Below are 22946 nucleotides of genomic sequence, written 5' to 3' on the forward strand. Positions count from 1 at the left end.
GAGCCGAGATGATGCTTTGCTGGTAGAGCTGAGATGATGCTTCGCTGGTTGAGCCGAGATGATGCTTTGCTGGTTGAGCTGAGATGATGCTTTGCTGGTAGAGCTGAGATGATGCTCTCTTAGGACGCAGCCGTCGTCTTAGCTTTTAACCCCATGTATTACAGTAAAAAAACATGTCGGGTATGCAACTTTTTAAGGTGACGAATGTCTATCCTTGTGTCATCCATTCCTTGTAGCATTTTTTAAGGCTGAATAATTTAACTCATGACAAAACAGATCATACATCTGCTGTTGTTTATCGCATTAGTTGGACAAAACCTCTTGTCGCCGGCGATGGCCATGCCTGACTTTTTACATTCCATGAGTCATAAATCTGCTTTGCTACAGGAAGCTGGCTCTCAGCAAAAAGATGAGGTCCGACAAACTGTTGCTACCTCTACCCTTGAGGCTAAAACCTCAACCAGTCCAGATCTCCCCCAAAGTGTCGTTCAGTGTGACCTAGCTTGTATCATATTAGCCAGTGGTCACTGTGTGACTCATTGCGCCTCTATGACTGGTATATTTATCCAATCTTCCCTAGATTTGATAGCTTCTACATCCAGTGAACGGATCCCTAATCGACTCTGGTCTATTCAGACTGCCGATGCCGCACAAGTTTATCGCCCTCCAATAAGTTAATTCCAACTCTCTTGTGGTTTTTCTTTTCTACTCACAGTTCTATTCCTGACTTAACAATGGTCTTGTTTAGGAGTTGTCCTGTAGTGAAATTGCTCAGCCACGCCCCCAAAGTTTATTTTGGCAACTTAATCACACTTGTATTAATTTGCATCAAATGTAATTAATTTGTTCACAATTTGTAAAAACTAACTTAGAGTTGTTGTTACATACTTGTGGTCAAAAAAGATTGGAGTTTTATATGAAGTTATTAACCAGCGTGGCCTTATCTGCAGTATTTGTGTTTTCATCGGCGTCTGCTTTTGCAGATATTCCTGATTTTTCTAAGACATCGGCTGCAAAATCCAGCTACGATTTTTCAAATAATCAGCCTGCTAAGGGAAATCAGTTGCAACAAGTGTCGACCCGACATGATTTTTCTAAAACGGTAGCGGCAAGCGACAAATATTTGTTTTCTATCAATGAACCAGCAGTCGCCCAAAAGGGTGTGAACCCTTCGACTCAACATGATTTCTCTACGACAACGGCAATGAAGCGTATCTAAGAGTTAGCCGTTAAAAGTACTAATTTAATAAATAGGAAATAGTAAGAAGCAAAGGCCCGGATTAAGATGGATTGTTCTGGGCCTTTCTTTTTTCACTGATTGCTTATTGCTTATTGCTTATCGCTTATCAGCTTTATCCAGGCTCTTATCCAAAGCGTGCCCCAGTCGATAGGCATCGATAACCCCAACCAGCCAGCCAATGATAAATGTCCAAGTGGCAATAGATGCGTAGAGTGCCTTTGCGCCACTGGGTTGCTCGGTGATCATCTGATAGATCAGATTAAAATCCAGCGGAACGGCACCGGATAATATCTGATCTGAGATCTCTTGTGCTCGCTCTACCGCCTGATAGAGGAGATAGACTAGCCCGCTCAGGCTGACGGCAGAGATAAGGGTGCCGATATTATATTTCTTCAAGTAGAAATGGCCTGTTCCCGGACAGACGAAGGCTGAGATCAGCGCGGCTGTGATTGCCTTTTTCATATGAGCTTCTTTGTTGCTAGATACGTATGTTGCAATCATTCTAAATCAATTCGACGAATGGCCCGCTGTAAAAATGTCACTTTGTCGATGAATTTTTGTTTATTTTCTGAGTTGGACTCGTTTGTTTGGCTAGCGTCTAACTGGCTCTGGACGCCTGCGAGTTCCTGTACTAACCAGCCGCGGATCATCACGTAATAACGTGAATCTGTACCATATTGGCTTATGGTGGCGAGTGACTCGGTATCATTTGGCTTAGTTAAGGCGTCTGAAATTTCCTCGACCATGACGCCGACTCGATAGGTCAGCGAAGGATTATCATCTAATTGATTCCCTTGAGCAGTGACAGGCATAGTGCTCAATAGGCTGGCGGCCAAGGTAAAGGATAAGAGGTGGGCATATTTCATTTGAATCGACCTATAAATGGGGAGTCACTCCCAATACAGTATCAAGGTATTGGCATTAATGCCGCTTTAATACTTCCTCGGGCTAAAAGTAAACCCGATCCGCAATGGGATCGGGATTGCCGGGAAGCAAGTTACTTGTTAATCGCTGAGTCGTTAGCCTTCTCCTTGTTCTTTCCTCTTACTACTTTCTTTTTTAAGCCATTTTTTGCTGTTGTTTCCTTATGCCTGTTTAGGGTAAGGAATACGGAATGCCAAGGTATAAGTGACGGGTAAGACGATGAGTGTCAGCACTGAGGCGAAGCCCAGGCCGAAGATAATGGTGATAGCCATAGAGCCAAAGAAGGCATCAGATAGCAGAGGCACCATTCCCAACATAGTCGTTATCGCTGCCATCAACACGGGTCTTACCCGGCTCACGGACGAATCGACCACAGCCCGATAAGCCTCCTTGCCTTCACTCAGTTCCAGATTTATTTGATCTACCAGTACTATGCCATTTTTGATGATCATGCCAGTCAGACTCAATAGACCTAGCAGCGCCATGAAGCTGAAGGGAGCATCGAATATTAGTAGGCCAGATACCACACCTATTAAGGCTAGTGGAACGGTAAACCAGATAACCAGAGGCTGACGCACCGAGTTAAACAGCAACACTGTAATGAGGAACATGGCCAGATAGCCCATAGGTATTGAGCTAAATACCGAGACCTGGGCCTCTCCTGCTGTCTCGTACTCGCCTCCCCATTCGAACTCATAACCACTTGGAAGTGGGATGGCTTCTATGTCCGCTCTGATTTTTCGAAACACCGAATCTGCAGTCTCATCGGTGCCGTTGATTGGATCGGCATACACGGCCAGCATACGTTTCCTGTCGCGGCGCATGATAAGCGGGTTTTCCCACTCGGTGCTGAACTCTGAGACCACCTGAGTGGCAGGCACGAAGACGTTGTTTTCTGAGCTCCAGACCTGAAGTTTCCACAGGCTGTCGGCATCGAGGCGTTCCTCGGCCGGAGCCCTGGCTATGATGGGCATCAGATGGCTGTTCTCACGATAGACACCGACTTGCTTACCACTGAAGTTGACCAGCAGTGAGTTATCGAGATCTTGTTTGCTGATCCCGGTTTCACGGGCCTGAGCGAGTGCAAGTTGCGGGCGGATCAGAGTCACCTGATTACGCCAGCTATGTCTCACACCTACGGCTGTCGGCTCAGCATCTAAAATAGCCTTGGCTTGGGTAGCAAGCTGGCGCAGTACCAGAGGATCTTCACCGTAGAAGCGCGCCTCTATCTTAGCCGCAGGGCTAGGACCATTCTCCATATATTTGAAACGATACTCGGCTTCGGGATACTTGAGGCTTAACTCCTTCTCTAAGGTGCGCATGTATCTATCTAAGCTGGTGAGATCTGTCATCTCGATCAGTAGCTGACCGTAGGAGCTGTAGCCTTTCTCCGGGACATAGGAGAGCACGAATCTTTGGGCGCCCTGACCGACAACACTGGTGAGGTTAACCAGACCGATATCATGGGTCTCTTGCTGGGCGAGCAGGTCTTTTTCTATGCGGCCGAGCAGGTGTTCTGTCGCCTTAATATCTGTGCCTTCGGGCATCCATACATCCACGAAGAACATAGGCGTGTTTGAGGCTGGGAAGAAGACATTTTTCACGTATCCGAAGCCCATTACCGAAGTGAACAGTGCCGCGATAACGATGAGCAGGGTGACGGCGCGAAAACGCATCGCCAGATTTAAGCTGGTACGGTACAACTGGAATATCAAGCCCTTGTAAGGGTCCTCAATCTCATCACTGCTGACTTCGCCATCTTTAAACATCAAGTGGCAGAAGAAGGGGGTTAAGGTCATGGCGGTGATCCAACTGATAAACAGCGAGATCAGTAAGACCTGGAATAAGGAGACACAGAACTCACCCGTGGCCGTGTCTGACAAGCCAATCGGAGCGAAGGCAAGAATAGCGATGACTGTGGCGCCAAGTAGCGGCCATTGAGTCTGTGACACCACCTGTTTAGATGTCTCTAGTCGGCTTTGGCCACGCTTGATGCCTATGAGTATGCCTTCGGTCACCACGATGGCGTTATCGACCAGCATACCCAGGGCGATGATGAGGGCGCCGAGGGAGATGATCTGCAGCTCAATATTGAGCACTTTCATCATGATGAAGGTGCCTAATATGGTCAATAGCAGTACCAGTCCCATCAGTAGACCGGCACGCACACCCATGAATACCAAGAGCACGACGATCACTATGGCAATAGACTCGGCCAGATTGATTAAGAAACCTGTGATGGTCTGATCGACCATCTTGCTCTGGTCATAGACAGTGTTGAGTTCTATGCCTATTGGACGCTCGTTATCTAGCTCGACGAGTCTTTCATTGATGGCTGCGCCGACATCGACCACGTTGACGCCACTGGAAAATGAGATGCCGATAGACAGGGCTGATTCGCCATTGCCGTGGTAGATATTGGTTGGAGTCTCATCGTTATCTTTATAGACCTGGGCTATATCGCCAAGGTAGACCAATTTTGTACTGCCTGGCGCGCTGATTAACAGGCGCTCCATCTGCTCCACCTGACTAAATTCACCGGTGGGGTGGATACGAATGCGATTATCGCCCACGCGGATACTGCCGGCATTGGAGACGACGTTCTGGCTATTGATCAGGCTATAGATGTAGTCTTGATCCAGGCCTAGGGCATTGAGTTTCTGCTGGGAAATCTCGACCACGACTTGCTCGGTAATTTTGCCGGCTATGGTGACTTTTTTCACACCATCGACAAGCACAAGTTCACGCCTGAGAAAATCGGCATAATTTTGTAACTCACGGCTAGTGTAGCCATCCCCTGAAATGTTGAGCAAAATACCGTACACATCGCCGAAATCATCGATAACAGAAGGAGTCGCAACCCCTGGTGGCAGTTCACCTATTTTGTCGTTGATCTTACGGCGTACCTCGTCCCACACCTGAGGCAGTTCGTCTGCACCGTAATGCTCGTGGACCTCAATTTCTATCTGAGACAGGCCGGCACTGTTGATCGAAGTGATATGCTTGATAGCATCGAGTTGTTGCAGGGCATCTTCCAGAGGAAGGGTAACCTCCTCTTCGACCTGTTCGGGTGAAGCGCCAGGGTAGGCGGTGACAACGAGTGCCTGCTTGAGGGTGAACTCAGGGAATTCGAGCTGACCTAGCCCAAGAAATGAGATGCTGCCCCCCACGAGTAGCAATAGGGCAAACATCCAGCTCACCACTTTATGTTCTATAGAGTATTGTGCGAAATTCACGGCGTAAAATCCTTGCAGGCGAAAAAGTAAAAATAAAGGCTTAGATGATATTAAGTAGGATTGGTATTACACCCCGCGTTGCCAGTGGAGAGGTTTAACTTTCTGTTCTGCTGACAAGTACTGTACACCGGCTACCACTAGTTGATCGCCCTTGTTCAAGCCTGTTAAGATCTCTATGCCATCTGTGGTGACTCGGCCTAAGGTGACGATTTGCGGAGTCACCTTGCCTGTGTCTGCATGGTAGAGCCAGATGATACTCTCACCATCTTGATCACGCTTCATCACTGCACTGGCTGGGATCACTGCCTTATCTAACTGGGAGTCTATAGAGAGATCTAAGGTCAACTCGGCGCTCATACCAGGAAGAATATTGATTTGAGTGGGTCTGGGGAGTGTGAAGACTACTTCGTAACTTTGAGTGCCTGGAGTCACTTGAGTCGCGTGCTCTTTCAGTTTTACCGGATAGGCTTGCTCCGGCTGAGCGCTGAAACGTACCTGAGGTTGAAATTTAGCATGGGGATTAAATTTGATTGCCTGGCTGGCCATAGACTCAGGTACCTGGATCACCACGTCGATATTACGATCTTTCTGTAACACGAGCACCGACTGGTTTGCTTGAATCATCTGATAATTGTCTATGGCGATCTTAGCGACCGTGCCGTCATATGGTGCGAGCAAATTGGTGTAGCTCAATTGATCGCGGGCGTTGGCCAGAGCAGCAGTGGCTGATTTGAGTTGAGCCTTAGAGAGATCGTAATCTGCCGGTGAGATCAACTGGCGGCGTAAGAGCTCACCCTTACGTTTATAGTCGGCGGTGGCGAGCTCATGATCGGCTTCGCGGTTGAGTAAGGTATTGCGGGCATCTCTGTCATCCAGCCTAGCCAAAATAGCGCCTTTTTTCACATGCAGACCTTCCACCAGAGTAAAATCGATCAGCTGACCGGACACTCTAAAGCCTAAATCTGCCTGCTTAGTGGCGGCTATTTTTGCCGGAAAGACACGAATAGAAGCAGCATTAACATCTGTGACTTCCAATAACTTCACTGGTCTAATGCTTTGTGGGGCAACTTCGATCGACTCTGCGCTGCAGCCAGCCAATATGCCTGTGATCATTAAGGCTGCGAATGTTTTTGCTAGGTACTTCATAAACCAGTTTCCATGTGTGCGACAAGATGTATCAATACTGGCTAAGATAGCAGTATCTAATATTGAACAAAATGGGAATATATGGAATTATAAGTTCCATAAAATGAGACTGTTTAGGCTTGATTGTTAAAATCAAGCGTGAGCATGATCATTTTCGTTACCGATTTGAGTGTGAAAATCATCGAGAGTTAGTGAGAGTTAGTTATGAAAACTGAAGATATTTCCCTGTTCCATCGCATCGTAGAAACGGGGAGTTTAGTAGAAGCTTCGGATCTGCTGAATCTGCCTAAGTCGACCGTGAGCCGCCGTCTGCAGGCATTAGAAGATGAGCTTAAGGTTAAATTATTTCATCGTCAGAGCCGAGCCATGACGTTAACGGCTTCGGGGAGCCATTTCTACGACAAAACCTTAGCAATCCTCGGGGATCTTGAGCAGACTCTGGTGGAGCTCACGGATACTCAAGCCGAGATTGGCGGCCACCTACGTATCCTCATGTTTCCCGTGCCCGAGCTACTGGATATTGCCAATGGCATTTTCGAGTTTATGGATCATCACCCTGAGCTCACCGTCGAGCTGATTGTCAGCACTGATCCTCAGGATATGATCCGTAACAATATCGATCTCGCCTTTATGGTAGAAGATTCATTTAATGAAAATGAGATGGTGGCGCGAGAGGTGATCAGCGAAGAGCTGCATTTTGTTGCCAGTCCGGATTATCTGGCCAAGGCTGGCACGCCTGTGTTGCCAGAGGAGCTCGAGCTGCATAACTCTATACTGTTTCGTTACCCTAACGGTCGAATTTTCAATGAAGTCCCCTTCGGCAATGATATGAAGATAGCGGTGAAAGGTAACTTGTGTCTCAATAGTATTCAGCTCTGTCTGGAAGCGAGCCTAACTGGCCGGGGTATTGCTTTTTTGCCCACAAAGCTGACTCGTGAGTATGTTGAGCGAGGTGAGCTGACTATGTTGTTTGAAGATGTAGAGCCTTACGTCGGCAAGTGCTACCTGGTCTATCCTTCAAGACGTTTCATCAGCTTAGCGAGCCAGAGGTTTATCGACCACATGCTAGGCGCGCTTGAGCGTTGTAGTGCGGGTAAAGGTTGCGGAAGGGAGGAACGGCTACGTGGATCTATTAAGTCATGGGTCTAACTTAAGCCAAATTTGAAGATGTAGAATCATATAATGTTGGCAAGTGCTACCTGGTCTACCCTTCAAGACGTTTCATCAGCTTAGCGAGCCAGAGGTTTATCGACCACATGCTAGGCGCGCTTGAGCGTTGTAGTGCGGGTAAAGGTTGCGGCCGAGAAGAGCGGCTACGTGGATCTATTAAGTCATGGGTCTAACTTAAGCCAAATTTGAAGATGTAGAATCATATAATGTTGGCAAGTGCTACCTGGTCTACCCTTCAAGACGTTTCATCAGCTTAGCGAGCCAGAGGTTTATCGACCACATGCTAGGCGCGCTTGAGCGTTGTAGTGCGGGTAAAGGTTGCGGCCGAGAAGAGCGGCTACGTGGATCTATCAAGTCCTGGGTTTAATGAAGCCCAGGACCTAGGGTCTAGGCTTTAGATCCTAGGAACTCGTACCTTTTCCATTACCTATCCCCCTGGTTATTTGTTAATCTAAATAAACAAATAAATGACAGCGCTGTCACCTGCTTCGCTGTCTGATGCTCTTAGCTGTAAATGACCACGGGTGAGAATGAACTAATACCAATCGGTATAAGACAGATAGGGATATAGAATATGATGTTGATTGAGTCTAAGCAAAGGTCACAGGCAATCGAAAATAGTGAACGACCGATATTGTCAGAGAGCGTGTTACTGTTAATCTGGGTGTTAGCCTCCCTGTTATTATCGGCCTGTGGGGGAAGCAGTGGCTCAACGGCTAAGGTGCCTGTCGATACAACGTCTATTAGCTCTGGCAGCACGGATAACTCTGGCAATAATGATTCTGGTAATGGAAAAACCCCAAGGGCGAGTGTCACGCTAGCTGGTGTCGATTATCAACCCATCTTGGATGAACTCGCTCTGCCAACCTACTGGGCAATTGATAGTGAGCCAAGTGAAGAGATGTTATCAGGACTTAACGCTCAATTAGCCAGGCTTTCCAATGCCTTCTCTAGCCAATTTACGCTCGACACTTTTGTTTTAGGCATCAAGCTAGATCCGCTGCAAACTCAAGCTTTTATTATCGACATTTCTAGCTCCGAACTAGGTCAGAGTCGAGTGATCTTGACCCTTGCTGTAGTCCCTGAAGATAGCGTCCTTACTCAGCCTTTGGCTAGGGCTATCTATCTGGCCTTAAGACAGGCTCATCAAGTTGAAGATGGTCTGCTGGGCAAACTAGTGAGTAACGGATTAGCACTGCATTTTATTGAGTCAAAGCTCAAGCCTGCTCATTTATACCAAGAGACAGAATTGATAGGTGTAGCACTCAATGATGCAATCACTCAGGCTAAGTCAGCTATCGATAATGAAATTGATAACGGCACTGGTGTCGATGTTTGGTTTGATGGGACAGAACCGAAAGATGATGGTATTGCCTGGAAGCTAGGTTATTACTTAGTGGAGCAGCATTTCAGCCGTTATCCAGGCAGCGATGCCAGCAATGCATTCTCACTGGACCCTGGGCTATTTCGGATTAACTTAGCTTCGTCGATAACAGTGAATCATAAGGATGAGCAATACGTCAGAACTGGCGATGTGGCTAATCAAGTCGAGATCAGTGAGCTTACCAGGCAGGCCAGTGACTATATCGGGGCCTATTTTCTTGAGGGGTGGAATCGAGACAAGCTTATCGCTTTAACCTTCGATGATGGCCCCTCTATCTATACCACCCAGATTTTAGATCTCTTGGCTCAGTATAAGATCCCGGCCAGCTTCTTCTGGATGGGTCAAAACATGAAGTCCAATCAAGCCATTATGTCGCGAGCCTTAGCCGAGGGGCACACACTAGCAAACCACAGTTGGAGCCACCCTCATGGGCGCTCATTGACGAATAATGATCTGTGGCAAACGCAAATACTGAAAACCAATGAGTTGTTTGAAACTATGTTAGGTATTTCACCTCGCTTCTATCGTCCACCCTATGGCGAGATCACTGATGAGCAAGTAGCCTTCCTGGACGAAAAAGGCATGAAAGTGATTTTATGGTCGGTGGACACCCGAGACTGGAACTCACCTATAGTCACGGTAGAGAATATCAGTGATGTGATGATCAATAATCTGCATCCCGAGGTGATTAACCTGATGCACGACGCTGGTGGCAACAGGACAAATACCGTCGATGCTCTGCCTGCCGTTATCGATTACTACCGTAGCCAAGGGTATCGATTCGTTAATCTGGAGACCATGCTTGGGATTAGTGATAAAAGGTAACACAGTAGGAACGCCGAAAGTGGTTACGGATAACGGAACACTTAGTTATCCGTAAGCTTACACAGGTGTTATAAAAACTCAATGGAATCGAGGAAAGCCATGGCGGTATTTTCCTCTTGTGTATCACTGTAGCTGGCCATAAAGACCAGTAGATGTTCGCCGACAATAAACACCTGCTGTACTAAGGTGAATTCTTTCTCTTGAGCCGTCATTTTCATCGTCATCTGGTAGCCCCGCTTGCCATTTTGATCGATAAAACCACGATCCTGTTTGACGGAAAAGCTTTTGCCAGCAATATTGCCGTAGATAGAACCTAATTGATCAAACTTCTGGTATTCATCAGGGATGAACTCTATGTCGGACTCCTCAAAGTTCTCCATGGTTGAGCTCACGGACATCGCGACCATAACAATTGGCTTCTCTTTGCTTTTAGGAGCGATAATTGACTCTATATCAGAGGTGGTATCCGTGCTGCGACTGACTTGAGATCCGCTTAGCATTTTAACTTTTACGGGGACAGACGAGAGATGGTAGCCTGTGAGGGGGAGGGCGGCAAACCACTGTTGATAAACAAAGGTGATGATTACAGCGATAACAGTGATTTTAAAGAGATTATACATATCTATCCTTACATTCCATGTATGAGGCTAACAGTGCTATTCCGATACAATATTACTGTTTTAACAATAGAAAAGCTATTACGCATGTAGGTTAGTCTAAGCTTGCTTCGCTCTGTCTTGAGCCACTTATTAGCCTTCTTAGTCCGGCGCGACTATGATCCCCAGTGGTGTCAGCAGTTGCTCCTGCTGCCACTGGTTTATCATCACGCCCTCGAGCTTGACGTTGCGGGGATCCAGTCCATCCAGTTCCACCCTGCATAAGTTACTGCCTTCTAGCTCGAATGTGCCCCATTGTGATTGGGAGAACTCGCCGCCGCTGAGATCTGATCCCTTCATAGATGCGCCGAGTAGGTTAGCGCCGCGCCAGCGATTGTCCATCAGGTCGCACTTCTCTAATTTGGCCGACTCTAAATTGGCGTAAGAGAGGTTAGATTCCGTGATGTAGGCGCTGCAGAAGAAGGTCTTGTGGGTGATCTGGTTAGCAAAGCTGGCCCGGGCGAAGTCCGCACCTTGTAGGTTGCATTCCCTAAGCTCGATACCGAAACAGCGAGCCCCGATAAATAGCGCCATGCTCAGGTTACAGTGTTTGAAGCTGGCGCTAATAAGAGTGGCATAATTGAAGTTACAGCCTTCACTCGTGCCCGTCTCGACGAACCTGCAATTAATAAAGCAGGCATCGGTCAGATCGGCGCGACTGAAATCACAGCGATAAAATTCACAGCGTTCGAACCTGGCATCCTGCAGATCTTCGCCACTGAAGTTAGCATCGACAAATGTTTTGTCTGTGTAAGTATCAGGCTGCATATCAGTCAGTTACCTTTCGCGTTATTTTTTAGTTTCAGGGGCATAAGCTTGTGTGTATTTTAGCTGCTCCGGCTCGGAGATATTTTTCGCCAGAATATAACAGGCGATACCCATCAGGGTGTTAGTGATAGGCAATGCCAGTAGCAGGCCTTTGACACCACCCAGGTAAGACCCCAGAGCGGCCAAAGGCAGCATGATCAGAAACAGGCGACACACATTGAGGACCAGAGAGCTCATGGGTCTGTGGTAGGCATTGAGTGATGTGGCCATCAAGATAACGATACCCAGGGGACCGTAGGCGGCGGGGATCATTAAGATATAGAAAGACAACCACTCTACGACTTGAGGGTCGCCACTGAATAACTGAGCAATTGGCTCGGCTAATAGTAGCAGTGGCAGGTAGAGCAAGGTCTGAAACACCAAAATAAATTTGAGTGATAGCAGCAAGGCATCACGGGCACGTTCGGTCTGACCCGCGCCTAAGTTTTGGGCGATAAAGGGCACCAGGCTGGATGATAATGCCATCACGGCTATTAATAATACGGACTCGATACGGATCCCGGCGCCGAAGGCGGCGACTGCACCATGATCGATACGGGCTAGCATGGCCATGATCATCGCATTGGCGAGTGGGTTGAGTAGGTTCATCAGGGCCGCAGGCTGAGCGATATGAGCCAGCTGTTTCCAGTTGCACTTGAGGCGCTCAATGTTGAGGTCGGCAAACTCCACTAAGTGACGCTTAAATATTAACAGATAGCTGGATAACGACAGGGCTACCGCCCAGGAAATAACCGTGGCTATGGCCGCGCCTTGGATCTCTAGTCTGGGAAAAGGGCCGATGCCGAAGATAAGCAGGGGATCGAGAATAAGGTTAATCAAGGCCGCCAACATCATAATCTTAGCCGGTGAGCGAGTGTCTCCCGTGGCACGCAGTCCCTGATTACCAACCATGAGCAGCACCAACAGAGGGGCTCCCAGATACCAGATAAACATGTAGTCATCTATCAGTGGCAGGCTGGAGTCATTGGCGCCCAGCAGGCTAAATAACGGGCCCATGCACAGGCTACCCAGCATGGAGATAAGCGCAGTCAGCATAAAGGTCAGTAACAATGAGTCATGCAGAAACACCTTGGCCTTATCTGCCTGACCACCGCCTATGAGACGGCCTAAGTTAGTCGACACACCGGCGCCTATACCTATGGCTATGCTGGATATAATCAGAGTCACTGGGAAGGTGAAGCTGATGGCCGCCAGAGATTCGGTGCCTAACTGACTGATAAAAAATGTGTCGACTAGGCTGAACCCAAGAATGGTCAAGATACCAATCAGGTTTGGGAGGCTCATATTTAGCAGTACACGACCGATTGGCTGGGTGAGCAGCCCGTGTCTGTCTTTCATGGAGAAGTCTTGTCTTGTCTACTGGAGGAGGGCAATTCTATCAGGATTGGTGCTGCTTTTATAAAAGCCGGATAAAAAAAGTGAGATTATTTTTGTAAAGACCTTGGTTCTCATCTAGATGGCCCCATATATCCAACATCAAGCGACGTAATTTACAGATAATTTTGTCGTAAAATTTTTTATTTGCCTGCCTTAATATGTTGGGCAAAATCATTAGGAGAGTCCATAGATGAACATTCGTCCATTACATGACCGTGTCATAGTTAAGCGTTCTGAAGTTGAATCAAAATCTGCTGGTGGCATCGTACTGACAGGTAGTGCTGCCGAGCAATCGACTCGCGGTGAAGTTCTTGCAATAGGCAATGGCCGAATTCTTGAGAATGGTTCTGTTCAACCACTAGACGTAAAAGTGGGTGACATAGTGATCTTCAACGAAGGTTACGGCGTGAAGAAAGAGAAGATTGATGGTGAAGAAGTTCTGATCCTTTCAGAATCTGACCTAATGGCTGTAGTGAGCTAAGCACTTGCTAAGAACTCATTAAGTTTCAGCATCCCATTCAAACAAATTTTAAAGGATAAAGAACATGGCAGCTAAAGAAGTATTATTTGGTAACGACGCACGTGTAAAAATGCTTGCGGGCGTAAACATTCTAGCAAACGCAGTTAAAGTCACTCTGGGCCCTAAGGGTCGTAATGTGATTCTGGACAAGAGCTTCGGCGCACCACTGATCACCAAAGATGGTGTCACAGTAGCTAAAGATATCGAACTTGAAGACAAGATCGAGAACATGGGCGCGCAGATGGTTAAAGAAGTTGCTTCTAAAGCCAACGACGAAGCCGGTGACGGTACCACTACCGCTACCGTTCTTGCTCAATCTATCGTTAACGAAGGCCTTAAAGCCGTCGCAGCTGGCATGAACCCAATGGATCTTAAGCGCGGTATCGACAAAGCGGTTATTGCAGCCGTTGCCGAGCTTAAAAACCTATCTCAAGAGTGTGCTGACACAAATGCTATCACTCAGGTTGGTACTATCTCAGCTAACTCTGACGAGACTATCGGCGAAATCATCGCAACAGCGATGGAGCGCGTAGGTAAAGAAGGCGTTATCACAGTTGAAGAAGGTCAGGCTCTGGAAAACGAGCTGGACGTAGTAGAAGGTATGCAGTTCGATCGCGGTTACCTGTCTCCATACTTCATCAACAAGCCAGAGACTGGCAGTGTTGAGCTTGAAAGCCCATATATTCTTCTTGTAGACAAGAAAGTATCTAACATTCGTGAGCTACTGCCTATCCTTGAAGGTCTGGCTAAGACTGGTAAGCCACTGCTTATCGTCGCCGAAGACGTTGAAGGTGAAGCCTTAGCGACACTCGTAGTCAACAACATGCGCGGTATCGTGAAAGTTGCTGCCGTTAAGGCACCAGGTTTCGGTGACCGACGTAAGGCTATGCTACAAGATATCGCTATCTTGACCGGCGGCACCGTTATCGCTGAAGAGATTGGTCTAGAGCTTGAGAAAGCCACTCTGGAAGATCTTGGTACGGCTAAGCGCGTTATCATCACTAAAGATGACACGACTATCATCGACGGTGCTGGTGAAGAGAGCCAAATCAAGGCTCGCGTTTCACAGATTAAGATCCAGGCTGAAGAGTCTACCTCTGATTACGACAAAGAGAAGCTACAAGAGCGCATGGCTAAGCTAGCCGGCGGTGTTGCAGTGATCAAGGTCGGTGCAGCTACCGAAATTGAGATGAAAGAGAAGAAGGCACGTGTAGAAGATGCACTTCACGCGACTCGCGCAGCAGTCGAAGAGGGTGTTGTTGCCGGTGGTGGTGTTGCTCTGGTACGTGTTGCCAGCAAGATTGCTGATATTGAAGTACTTAACGAAGATCAGAAGCACGGTGTGGTTATCGCAATTCGCGCCATGGAAGCTCCTCTACGCCAGATCGCGATTAACGCGGGTGAAGAAGGTTCAGTTGTTGCTAACAACGTTAAGAACGGCACTGGTAACTACGGTTACAACGCAGGTAACGACACTTACGGTGACATGCTTGAGATGGGTATCCTAGATCCAACTAAAGTGACTCGTAGCGCGCTACAGTTCGCAGCATCTATTGCTGGCCTGATGATCACAACCGAATGTATGGTTGCCGAAGTTCCACAAGATGCTTCTGCACCTGATATGGGCGGAATGGGTGGTATGGGTGGTATGGGCGGCATGATGTAATTTTTGCTTTTTTGACTGGTCTAAATCGGTGATTACGGCGTTGCTGTTCGCTCGCGTAAGAAAGACTACGCGTCGCTCACAGCGCCTTGTACTAACACGATTTATCCTTCGCCAAAATTAGCAAAAAATCATTGCTGGTCTAAAGCCTAAAAGCTTAAAGCCTCATTTCTTGAAAAAGAGTAATGAAAGCCCCGATACTTAACAGTGTCGGGGCTTTTTTGCACATGGATGTGGTTATCCCCGGAGTATAGGGATGTACTAAGAGGGGATTTGTTTTCTAGCTGCCAGCGCGGCCATCTACACCGTCATTCCGGCAATGCTCTTGGGCCGGAATCCATTCTGTCATCCCGGTGTTCTTTTAGGCCGGGAACCACTGCTTTGTTCTTAGCTTGTAAGCTAACCAAGCTGCGCTTGATTAAGGTCGCAGGTTTCCCACCCCTTCTAGTAATAAAGAGTAGGGCAAGGAGGACTGCTTTGGGATGTGCATCTATTTACAAGGCCAGTTCAACGTCCATGCTTCTCGTTCATGAGCTAGGGCTCTGCCACATTCTCAGTCGTAGCCTCAATTATCCCCCCTCTCTTACTATTAACTAATTTGATGTTATGGTGAGTTGTCAACTGTTATTTTACTGGTCCGATGAGCTTGGTATAATTAGTCTTATTAAAGGTAAGTGAGATGATTGTATGGTTAAACCAACTTGGGGCAAAAAAGCTTCTGCTCATGTTAAGCAGGGGGAATTAGTTATAGATAGTATTGGTAACTTATGCTTATCAATTCAAAAACTAATTTTTGCACTAAAGAAGCTTTGGTTTAGTCTTGGTGGTCTTTCTGCAATCTATTTTCTCGATAGTAAAGTTGATTGGAGTGTAATTTCAGGATTCATTAAGTAGTAGTCTAAAGTGGGGATTCGTCAGGGTCAGACTCTGACCCTATTTATCACCAATACTCAAACTCCCCCCGACTTTTACACTACATAAAGTTCTTATGACTAGAGTTAACTAAGATAGTTTGGCTTGAAAAAATGTGCTTATTTGAAAAGTTTATGCAGCAGAAATATTGTCAATATCAAACAAATTCAATATGATTGCTGGCAATTTAATTGCGTGCAACCATAGTGGGGATTAATAGAATAAACGTATTCAATGGCTGTAGGTGTCGCCGCCATAAGCTTATGGGGCAAGAGTACAAGATACCACTGGTAACTCTGTGAATGCCTGTAGCGAAAACACGATTTAAATTTGGCTCGTTTTATAAGCTTTAACAATAAGGAACACCATGAAAACAGTATTAACTATTGGTCAATGGATGATGATTTTGTTCATTACACTGATCAGCAGTACAGTGAGTTATGCGGCAACGCCTGAAGTTGCATCCGCCGTTATAACTATCGACGAAGAGAGTTTTAGCTGCATACGAGAAATGACGCCAGTGCGCCATTTTTACGTAGACAATCTGCTGGGAGATATTGAAGGAACTCTGGCCGCAGCAAATTCTCCTGAGGGGGCTGTTTATCCGACCGGATCAGTGGTGCAACTGGTACCTACGGAAGTGATGGTCAAGCGCGAGCCAGGCACTTTTATGGCAACCGGTGACTGGGAATTTTTTGAATTGGAAGTTAATGAAAGTGGTTCTACAATTGCAAAACGTGGTTTCCTTGATGTGGTGAATCGTTTCGGTGGCAACTGCTTCGCTTGTCATGCGCCCGCTAAAGAGAAATGGGACTTTATTTGTGAGTCAGGACACGGCTGTGAACCGATCCCAATTAATCATAAAATGACCGGAGCATTACAGCGCTCAGACCCGCGTTGTGGCCCTGCGATATTGGAGTCTGGTGATACTATGGCGCTAATAAAACTTAAGGCTATGGTCGGTATTGGCCTGACCAAAAAGTGGCTGGAAGATTTGTTTTAAGCTAATCAATCGGGCGCCGTCAGGGTCAGGGTCGACTCCTTTGTAGGGGCATTCTATTTCCTGCCCCCACATATTTTGAACTCGGCCAGCTATAATAATTAACTATGGCTGTTGGTCGTGTCTTCCTCTTCGGGAAATGCCGCTTCAACCTTTTCTAATTCTTGTTCATCTCTAAGCTTCATTGCTTCTTGTGCTTTAATCTTCGCTTCTTCCAGAAGCACTGCTTGTCTTTCCTTAAGGCTGTGCTTCTCTGACTTAGTCAGAAACTTAAAGGCTTTCTTATTGGCTAGTGCGTAAGCAACGACATCTTCGCCCTTTACCCTCCGCTCATCCACTCGCTGTGAAAAACGTTCATTATCTCGGGCTTTACGCTCTTCGGCATTTAACTTGTTCATATCTTGTATCCTCATTAGTTAATCACGGTAGGTTTCACTACGCTCAGTCAAACAAATGAGATCTGTTGCACATTCATAAAGCTGATAGCAGGATTTTAGCATAAGATGCGTTTCAAGCCCCATGGTATCTAGCTTTAGCCTACCTTTAGCCTACCTTTAGTCAGGTTTTAGGCCGTCTTTGTTATTTTGTTGTTGTTTTGTTATTTCTACTTTTTCATAATGATAAGTCACCTGACCTGATATAGAGGATATAAGGTGGTATTTTGAGTTTAGCTTTGGCTGCTTATTAGTACTAGAATGAACGACTAACTAGCTGATCAACTGTTAAATTAACCGACGTATAATGTGTAGAGAATTATGAAAGATAAAATTGGAATTATTGAGCGCCAATCGATTTCCATCGGTCTTGTTGCCAACTTTGTGATGGCATTGAGCGGCTGGTTTACATTCTACCTGTCAGGGTCTGAAGCTCTGCTACTAGACGGTAACATGTCATTTATCCTGTTTTTATCTTCTATAGTGGCGTTTAAAATCTCGAAAATTAAGACTATTCGTTCAGAGACATTTCCCTTTGGTTTGTACGTTACCGAAGCTCTGTATTCGTTGATGAAAGGCTTGTTGTTGCTCGGCGTTATCATCTCGGCCATAACCTCTAATGCCAATAAGGTCTTCCAATACTTGGAAGGAGAGCCGCTTAATATGATTAAGACAGGACCAATCGCCTACTATGCGATAGCCATGGTATCAATATGTTGGGGTTTATCGGCAATGTATCGAGTGCAAAACAGGCGTATTAAGATGGGTAGTTCAATGCTCAAAGTTGACCAAAAAGCCTCATTTATCGACGGAATACTTTCGGCTTCCACGGGTGCTATCTTAGTTGTGATTGGTTATGTTCAACCCGGAAGTCAATTTGACTTTCTGCTGTATATTGGTGATGCTTTGTTAGTGATACTTCTCGCTATTGCAATACTTGGTCAGCCTGTAGGCATTATTAAAGAGGCATTTGTTGAGTTGGCGGGTGGTAAATTGCAGGATGAAGCACAACATCAACTTATCGAAGATAAAGTAAATCGCCAACTTGAACTGCAAGGAATAAGCTCCGAGTCACTCAATATCGGTAAGACTGGTAGTAGCTACTTGGTGATTATTAGCTTGTCTTTAAGTAAGTTATCAGGGAGTAATAGCAATGCCGTCATGATGATGAAGGAATCTTTGAAGGCAGAGCTTACAGATGAGTTTACTTTTGTTGATGTTGAGTTGGTATTGGTTTAATTTGTTAGAGTCGTTGAGCATCTTATATTAATCCTACTAATAATGTGATCTTTCAGCCTGAGTGGCTCTGAACTGATCACCTATTTATAGTGGGACTGGTATTATCAGCTGACTTCTCACTAGCGGTGAACTTCCCTGATATGAACTTAGCCATCTTCTTACGTGCCAGTTGCGCTTCAGGAATATAATATGAAAACGCTTGAAATACATGCCACATTCCTTCGTAGATATCTAATTTCACCTCACCACCTTGACTGTCAATTTGTTGGTAAAGACGTACCGCATTACTCAAAAATATCTCTTTAGTTCCAGCTTGAATCAAAGTAGGTGGAAATGGCTTGCTATAATCGCCGTATACAGGTGAAACATAAGGATGCTTTTGATCTTTAATATCAGCGTAAGCATCTGCCGACGGTTTCAGGAGTAACTCATACAGATAAAGTGGATCGGCATCTTTTAAAGTATGATAAGTATCGCCTGTTTCGGTTATATCAGCCCAAGGAGACCATAATACCAATGCAGCAGGAAGCTCTTCACCTAGATCACGCATCTTAAGTATACTGCTTGCCGCTAGCCCTCCGCCTGCAGAGTCGCCATATACAGCGATATCTGACATTTTGTAGCCAAGCTTTTTTAGCCCTTTAAACACACTTAAGACTTGATCGATAATAATGTCATATTGTGCATGTGGCGCGAGGGTATAATCGACTGAGATGACTCTAGTCCCGGTATCTGCAGCGACAGGGACACTACTGGCTAGTGTAGATTCAGGGTTATAGGCAACATAAGCACCACCATGAATATAGACAAGGACTTTAGCGTTATCTTGCCAATTTTGAGGTTTAATATCGAGTATTCGTACACCCTCGAGCATCATTTCCTCTATATGAGGCTGATAAAGTGATACCACTGAATCATTGAATGATTTTACCTGTTCGTTTGACAAATCTTGCAACTGCTTCCAGCCCTCACTATCAAGCTCAGAGGGAATAACAGAAGCATTTCTAATTTCATGGGAGAAGGTTTTACTTAGGAAAGCCTGCCCCTCTGCAGAGATGGTTGATGGCACATAAAAATCAGCCGCTATCGTCGTAGAATTCATACGTAATTATGATCGTCCTAATACTTTTCTATTCATCTTTCACAACCATTTTTAGAAGATTTATTGGTGGCTATAAAATCAACTTTGGATTAATAAAAAATCAAGCCATTCACTGGAAATCAATAACATCCTAATCTACAGCTAGTTACCAATTTTCTACTTACTTATAAAAGCCAATCGAGCTGAACGATGGCTAATTCGCAGTCGGATAAATGGTGGGTGTGCAACTGGTTTTCTAATGAAGATAGTAACATGGCCATATATGGCCTTCATGTGTTATTTAAAAGGCTCAGCGGTTGAAGTCAATACAAAGCAACTTCCAGAGCTTTACACTCAATACTTGGCCTGCTGCGCACGCTTAGATATGCCTGAACCACCTAAGGTGTATTTATTGGCGGCCGACGGTATGTTGAATGCGTTAGCGACACGTTTCTTGCGTCGTAATTATATCGTGCTTTTTTCTTCCATCGTCGATGCGTTAGAAACCGATAAAGATGCACTCAATTTTTATATCGGTCACGAGCTTGGTCACATTCACCGTAATCACTTGGGCAAGGGACCGTTATTGGTATTTTCGGCTTGGTTACCTTTGATTGGCCCGGCCTACGCAAGAGCGTGTGAATACACCTGTGATTTGCATGGCGAGCGTTGTTGTAACAACCCCGGTTCTGCCACTAATGCCGTAGCGGTACTCGCAGCTGGGGTAGAGCAATGGAAGCGGATGAATGTCGAGCAATACATTAATCAAGCCAAAGAAACAAATGGCTTTTGGATGTCACTGCACGAGCTAAACGGCAGCTATCCTTGGTTGACTAAGCGTATGGCTCGGGTGCATGCACGGTCTACCGGCAGCACTTATTTCCCACCATCACGCCACGCCGTCGCTTATTTATTTAGTATGTGTGTACCACGTATGGGCAATGGTGGTGGGGGGATCATCGTATTAGCGGCAATCATAGGTATTATGGCTGCTATCGCGATTCCTCAATATAAACAATATCTAGAGAAAACAAATTCAAGCGTAGATCAAGCGTAGAAGCCGCGGAGATGAGTCAGTATGACACTGACGAAGTGGAGGCTGAGGCACAAGTAACAGATATCACTCTGGCGATTAAAAGTGTCGAAACCAACCACAAGGCGATGATGCCTGTGAGCGAGGCGGTTGAAGCCTATTATAAGACCCGCAATGATTGGCCTGGGGATGTGGCTGATATCGCATTAGAGCGTGAGTTGCCTACCTACTGGTTATACAGTGATGGCATTTTAAGTTTTCTAGGTTCTGCAGCTTTAGGTGATTATCAGCAATATGAGATCTACTTAATCCCGAACGTGGATGAAATGGGCTACATCAGTTGGAGGTGCACTAGTGAACACATTCCAGATGACTATTTACCAGTAGATTGCCAAGGCTAACTTGGTTCCAAGTCTATGCTATTACATTAAATGCGAGACTGTCTTGCGTTTAATGTGGATGCTTAAATTAGATGCTGGTGAAATAATAGACACCTATAACAGATTGGGTCAGATTCTGACCTCGCTTTTCTCACTTTTCATTGTGTTACTCCACCCAATTGAATTCTTCCTTTAGAACCTCATAACGGCCATTTTCCCGGAGTATAATTAACCCCTTGTTAAAGGCGTCAATTATGTCCTGAGCCCGTGGTATTTGTTTGGGTACAATCACATGAAGCGGGATTTCTGTAACAACAAATTCAGATCGTTGAACCTCTTGTGGCGATATCTCAGCCTCTAAAAGTGCTTTCATGGCATCGTTGGGGGCCGCACTGACGAAATCAACCCGCTTTTGCAGCAACATTTTGAAGCAATGCAGCATACTATTGGGTGTCTCACGGCGGAGTAGGTTTCGATCTATAAGTTCCTTTATTTTCCCAAAGTCCGCATATCCGCGCGGGTTACAATAAACCGTTCCCTGTAAATCTTCTTCGTTCGTTAATGTGTTTGCTTGCCCCAAACGCGACCAAGCATATTTTTTTGTCGGAAAGAAGGGAGCCGAAAAATAGAAATATTCTGCGCGTTCTGGGGTCCAACCATAGGGGAATGTAGCATGGTACTGTCCTCGCTGTGTGAGCGTAAACCCTCTTTTCCATGGAAGCCATTCGATTTCTTCAACCAAATAACCAGATTTTTCGAAGGCGTTGATCACCAGTGTGGTCGCCATGCCGCCTTGGGGAAGTTCACGGCTTGTAAAAGGCGGGTAATTGTCACCCGTTGTCAGAGAGAGCGTTAATGTATCGGCTTTTACGGGGTCGATAAACAGCGAAAGGATCATCACCATTAATGGCAATAAATATCGGATTCGGGCAAGAATATGTGAGAAATATGAATGAAGCGGTTCAACACGAGTCTCTCTTTCAAAGCCCATCCAGTTTCCTCTTCATCATCTTGACCAAAATATATTAGTTTTAAATATATCAGATTTGTAACAAGTAGGGGCTGAGTAAACTAATACCGACTTTTTATATCTCAGGCGACTTGGGTATCGCTACCCAAGTCATCCTACTTAGAGTCGGCAAGATGTCAGGCAAAGCGCTGTGCAGATGAGCAACTAGGCTCGATTGATCGTAATATCTGACACATAACCATGATCTGTGCTGACCAGAGCCTGTTTTAACATGATGGCGGCCTCCTGGGCGGTCATAAACCCCGAGGTATCGAGCTCCTTGCCACTGGTTTTCCAGAAATCAGTGGCCATGCCCCCGGGGTAGACGGCGATCAACTTCATCGGGCTACCTTTGAGCTCCAGGCGCAGAGACTCGACCAGTCCCCGTATCGCCCATTTGACTGCGCAATAGGTGGACTCGCCGGCTTTGGCGACCTGGGCCGCCGTCGACATCACTACAACGACACTGATCTTGTCATTGCGATAGCGCTTCACCAACTCCCGCAGCAACAAGATCGTCGCCGTCAGGTTGTTGTGGATCAGTTCACCGATCGAGTCTGGCTGTTGCTGTTCGATTGCACCGAAATAACCACTGCCAGCGCAATGGATCACGGTATCTGGGGCCTGTGGCAGTGAGTCTAGCAGCGCCGATATTTCCCGGGATTGGCACAAGTCAGCGGAGATGGTGGTGACCTCACCGGAAATAGTGCTCACCACTTGGGCAAGGCGTTGCTCATTACGCCCGGTGAGCAATAGCGAACGCCCCTCGTTGCCATATATATTTGCCAGCGCGGCCCCTAAGCCACTGCTGGCACCAGTAATTAAAATCATGAAATTCCTTAAGGTCAAAAAAGACTGCGTCAGTTTCCAAATATGCATGAGATTCGCA

20 protein-coding genes and 2 pseudogenes are annotated in these 22946 nt (G+C 46.2%); 11 read left to right on the top strand and 11 right to left on the bottom strand.

All coding sequences use genetic code 11. From position 1 onward, the window contains the following. The first annotated feature begins 264 nt into the window (after positions 1-264). Together FS373_RS21260 and FS373_RS21265 are read left to right on the top strand one after the other, a co-directional pair. Positions 265-678 (top strand): hypothetical protein, encoded by a 414-nt coding sequence (locus FS373_RS21260; protein ID WP_152830542.1) that lies wholly within the window; start codon positions 265-267, stop codon positions 676-678. Between the two features lie 238 nt (positions 679-916). After that, positions 917-1219: a hypothetical protein gene (locus FS373_RS21265; RefSeq protein WP_152830543.1), complete on the top strand. Its 303-nt coding sequence runs from the start codon at positions 917-919 to the stop codon at positions 1217-1219. Positions 1220-1336: 117 nt separating this feature from the next. Here the strand turns inward: FS373_RS21265 and FS373_RS21270 are convergent, their stop codons facing one another. From FS373_RS21270 to FS373_RS21285, 4 genes are all read right to left on the bottom strand, one after another. Next, positions 1337-1702 carry a hypothetical protein gene (locus FS373_RS21270; RefSeq protein WP_227993103.1) on the bottom strand — a complete coding sequence of 122 codons (366 nt, stop codon included), beginning with the start codon at positions 1700-1702 and terminating at the stop codon, positions 1337-1339. Between the two features lie 35 nt (positions 1703-1737). Continuing rightward, entirely contained in the window at positions 1738-2106 is a 369-nt protein-coding gene (locus tag FS373_RS21275) for a hypothetical protein (RefSeq protein ID WP_152830544.1), read from the bottom strand. Positions 2107-2325: 219 nt separating this feature from the next. After that, positions 2326-5400, bottom strand: coding sequence for an efflux RND transporter permease subunit (locus FS373_RS21280; protein ID WP_322619547.1), 3075 nt, complete (start codon positions 5398-5400; stop codon positions 2326-2328). Positions 5401-5466: 66 nt separating this feature from the next. Next, a complete protein-coding gene (locus tag FS373_RS21285; RefSeq protein WP_152830546.1) occupies positions 5467-6546 on the bottom strand; it encodes an efflux RND transporter periplasmic adaptor subunit in 1080 nt (359 codons plus the stop codon). Positions 6547-6750: 204 nt separating this feature from the next. Between FS373_RS21285 and FS373_RS21290 the strand changes: the two genes are divergently transcribed. The 3 genes and pseudogenes from FS373_RS21290 to FS373_RS21305 all read left to right on the top strand — a co-directional run bounded on the left by FS373_RS21290 (position 6751) and on the right by FS373_RS21305 (position 9925). After that, positions 6751-7695 carry a LysR family transcriptional regulator gene (locus FS373_RS21290; protein ID WP_144044667.1) on the top strand — a complete coding sequence of 315 codons (945 nt, stop codon included), beginning with the start codon at positions 6751-6753 and terminating at the stop codon, positions 7693-7695. An 11-nt stretch (positions 7696-7706) separates the two neighbouring features. After that, positions 7707-7889 (top strand): annotated as a pseudogene (locus FS373_RS32225) (LysR family transcriptional regulator); the annotation flags it as partial. 401 nt (positions 7890-8290) lie between these two features. Further along, complete coding sequence (locus FS373_RS21305; RefSeq protein ID WP_152830547.1) at positions 8291-9925, top strand: polysaccharide deacetylase family protein; 1635 nt, start codon at positions 8291-8293, stop codon at positions 9923-9925. Between the two features lie 68 nt (positions 9926-9993). Here FS373_RS21305 and FS373_RS21310 read toward each other — a convergent pair whose 3' ends face one another. The 3 genes from FS373_RS21310 to FS373_RS21320 form a co-directional block, all read right to left on the bottom strand. After that, positions 9994-10545 carry a hypothetical protein gene (locus tag FS373_RS21310; RefSeq protein ID WP_144044669.1) on the bottom strand — a complete coding sequence of 184 codons (552 nt, stop codon included), beginning with the start codon at positions 10543-10545 and terminating at the stop codon, positions 9994-9996. A 138-nt stretch (positions 10546-10683) separates the two neighbouring features. Continuing rightward, positions 10684-11349 carry a Qnr family pentapeptide repeat protein gene (locus FS373_RS21315; RefSeq protein WP_144044670.1) on the bottom strand — a complete coding sequence of 222 codons (666 nt, stop codon included), beginning with the start codon at positions 11347-11349 and terminating at the stop codon, positions 10684-10686. Between the two features lie 21 nt (positions 11350-11370). Further along, positions 11371-12747, bottom strand: coding sequence for an MATE family efflux transporter (locus FS373_RS21320; RefSeq protein ID WP_144044671.1), 1377 nt, complete (start codon positions 12745-12747; stop codon positions 11371-11373). Between the two features lie 229 nt (positions 12748-12976). On the opposite strand from FS373_RS21320, the gene FS373_RS21325 reads away from it, so the two are divergent. The 4 genes from FS373_RS21325 to FS373_RS21340 all read left to right on the top strand — a co-directional run bounded on the left by FS373_RS21325 (position 12977) and on the right by FS373_RS21340 (position 16884). Continuing rightward, the gene (locus FS373_RS21325; protein ID WP_013049650.1) at positions 12977-13267 is read left to right on the top strand and encodes a co-chaperone GroES; all 291 of its coding nucleotides are present in this window, start codon (positions 12977-12979) and stop codon (positions 13265-13267) included. A gap of 64 nt (positions 13268-13331) precedes the next feature. Then, the gene (gene groL, locus FS373_RS21330) at positions 13332-14972 is read left to right on the top strand and encodes a chaperonin GroEL (RefSeq protein ID WP_144044672.1); all 1641 of its coding nucleotides are present in this window, start codon (positions 13332-13334) and stop codon (positions 14970-14972) included. A gap of 684 nt (positions 14973-15656) precedes the next feature. Then, a complete protein-coding gene (locus FS373_RS21335; RefSeq protein ID WP_152830548.1) occupies positions 15657-15863 on the top strand; it encodes a hypothetical protein in 207 nt (68 codons plus the stop codon). 385 nt (positions 15864-16248) lie between these two features. Beyond that, positions 16249-16884, top strand: coding sequence for a hypothetical protein (locus FS373_RS21340; protein WP_152830549.1), 636 nt, complete (start codon positions 16249-16251; stop codon positions 16882-16884). 98 nt (positions 16885-16982) lie between these two features. On the opposite strand, the gene FS373_RS21345 is transcribed toward FS373_RS21340, so the two are convergent. Next, positions 16983-17279, bottom strand: coding sequence for a DNA polymerase III subunit epsilon (locus tag FS373_RS21345; protein WP_144044676.1), 297 nt, complete (start codon positions 17277-17279; stop codon positions 16983-16985). Between the two features lie 357 nt (positions 17280-17636). Here FS373_RS21345 and FS373_RS21350 point away from each other — a divergent pair, with 357 nt between their 5' ends. Then, a complete protein-coding gene (locus FS373_RS21350; RefSeq protein WP_144044677.1) occupies positions 17637-18554 on the top strand; it encodes a cation transporter in 918 nt (305 codons plus the stop codon). Positions 18555-18630: 76 nt separating this feature from the next. Here FS373_RS21350 and FS373_RS21355 read toward each other — a convergent pair whose 3' ends face one another. Further along, on the bottom strand, positions 18631-19656 hold the full coding sequence (locus tag FS373_RS21355) for an alpha/beta hydrolase (protein ID WP_144044678.1): 1026 nt from the start codon (positions 19654-19656) through the stop codon (positions 18631-18633). A 244-nt stretch (positions 19657-19900) separates the two neighbouring features. Between FS373_RS21355 and FS373_RS21360 the strand changes: the two are divergent. Beyond that, positions 19901-21069: pseudogene (locus FS373_RS21360) on the top strand (M48 family metallopeptidase); the annotation flags it as partial. Between the two features lie 145 nt (positions 21070-21214). Here the strand turns inward: FS373_RS21360 and FS373_RS21365 are convergent. Next, a complete protein-coding gene (locus FS373_RS21365) occupies positions 21215-22039 on the bottom strand; it encodes a substrate-binding periplasmic protein (RefSeq protein WP_152830550.1) in 825 nt (274 codons plus the stop codon). 183 nt (positions 22040-22222) lie between these two features. After that, positions 22223-22888 carry an SDR family NAD(P)-dependent oxidoreductase gene (locus FS373_RS21370; protein ID WP_144044680.1) on the bottom strand — a complete coding sequence of 222 codons (666 nt, stop codon included), beginning with the start codon at positions 22886-22888 and terminating at the stop codon, positions 22223-22225. Positions 22889-22946: the final 58 nt, after the last annotated feature.

It is taken from the genome of Shewanella sp. YLB-07, from assembly GCF_009377275.1.

Excerpts from the sequence above, each read along its gene's own strand:
- FS373_RS21350 (WP_144044677.1), top strand. The coding sequence starts at position 17,637 with ATGAAAGATAAAATTGGAATTATTGAGCGCCAATCGATTTCCATCGGT.
- FS373_RS21275 (WP_152830544.1), bottom strand. The coding sequence starts at position 2,106 with ATGAAATATGCCCACCTCTTATCCTTTACCTTGGCCGCCAGCCTATTG.
- FS373_RS21265 (WP_152830543.1), top strand. The coding sequence starts at position 917 with ATGAAGTTATTAACCAGCGTGGCCTTATCTGCAGTATTTGTGTTTTCA.
- FS373_RS21270 (WP_227993103.1), bottom strand. The coding sequence starts at position 1,702 with ATGAAAAAGGCAATCACAGCCGCGCTGATCTCAGCCTTCGTCTGTCCG.
- FS373_RS21340 (WP_152830549.1), top strand. The coding sequence starts at position 16,249 with ATGAAAACAGTATTAACTATTGGTCAATGGATGATGATTTTGTTCATT.
- FS373_RS21355 (WP_144044678.1), bottom strand. The coding sequence starts at position 19,656 with ATGAATTCTACGACGATAGCGGCTGATTTTTATGTGCCATCAACCATC.
- FS373_RS21290 (WP_144044667.1), top strand. The coding sequence starts at position 6,751 with ATGAAAACTGAAGATATTTCCCTGTTCCATCGCATCGTAGAAACGGGG.
- FS373_RS21315 (WP_144044670.1), bottom strand. The coding sequence starts at position 11,349 with ATGCAGCCTGATACTTACACAGACAAAACATTTGTCGATGCTAACTTC.
- FS373_RS21285 (WP_152830546.1), bottom strand. The coding sequence starts at position 6,546 with ATGAAGTACCTAGCAAAAACATTCGCAGCCTTAATGATCACAGGCATA.
- FS373_RS21345 (WP_144044676.1), bottom strand. The coding sequence starts at position 17,279 with ATGAACAAGTTAAATGCCGAAGAGCGTAAAGCCCGAGATAATGAACGT.
- groL (WP_144044672.1), top strand. The coding sequence starts at position 13,332 with ATGGCAGCTAAAGAAGTATTATTTGGTAACGACGCACGTGTAAAAATG.
- FS373_RS21310 (WP_144044669.1), bottom strand. The coding sequence starts at position 10,545 with ATGTATAATCTCTTTAAAATCACTGTTATCGCTGTAATCATCACCTTT.
- FS373_RS21320 (WP_144044671.1), bottom strand. The coding sequence starts at position 12,747 with ATGAAAGACAGACACGGGCTGCTCACCCAGCCAATCGGTCGTGTACTG.
- FS373_RS21260 (WP_152830542.1), top strand. The coding sequence starts at position 265 with ATGACAAAACAGATCATACATCTGCTGTTGTTTATCGCATTAGTTGGA.
- FS373_RS21335 (WP_152830548.1), top strand. The coding sequence starts at position 15,657 with ATGGTTAAACCAACTTGGGGCAAAAAAGCTTCTGCTCATGTTAAGCAG.
- FS373_RS21305 (WP_152830547.1), top strand. The coding sequence starts at position 8,291 with ATGATGTTGATTGAGTCTAAGCAAAGGTCACAGGCAATCGAAAATAGT.
- FS373_RS21370 (WP_144044680.1), bottom strand. The coding sequence starts at position 22,888 with ATGATTTTAATTACTGGTGCCAGCAGTGGCTTAGGGGCCGCGCTGGCA.
- FS373_RS21325 (WP_013049650.1), top strand. The coding sequence starts at position 12,977 with ATGAACATTCGTCCATTACATGACCGTGTCATAGTTAAGCGTTCTGAA.
- FS373_RS21365 (WP_152830550.1), bottom strand. The coding sequence starts at position 22,039 with ATGGGCTTTGAAAGAGAGACTCGTGTTGAACCGCTTCATTCATATTTC.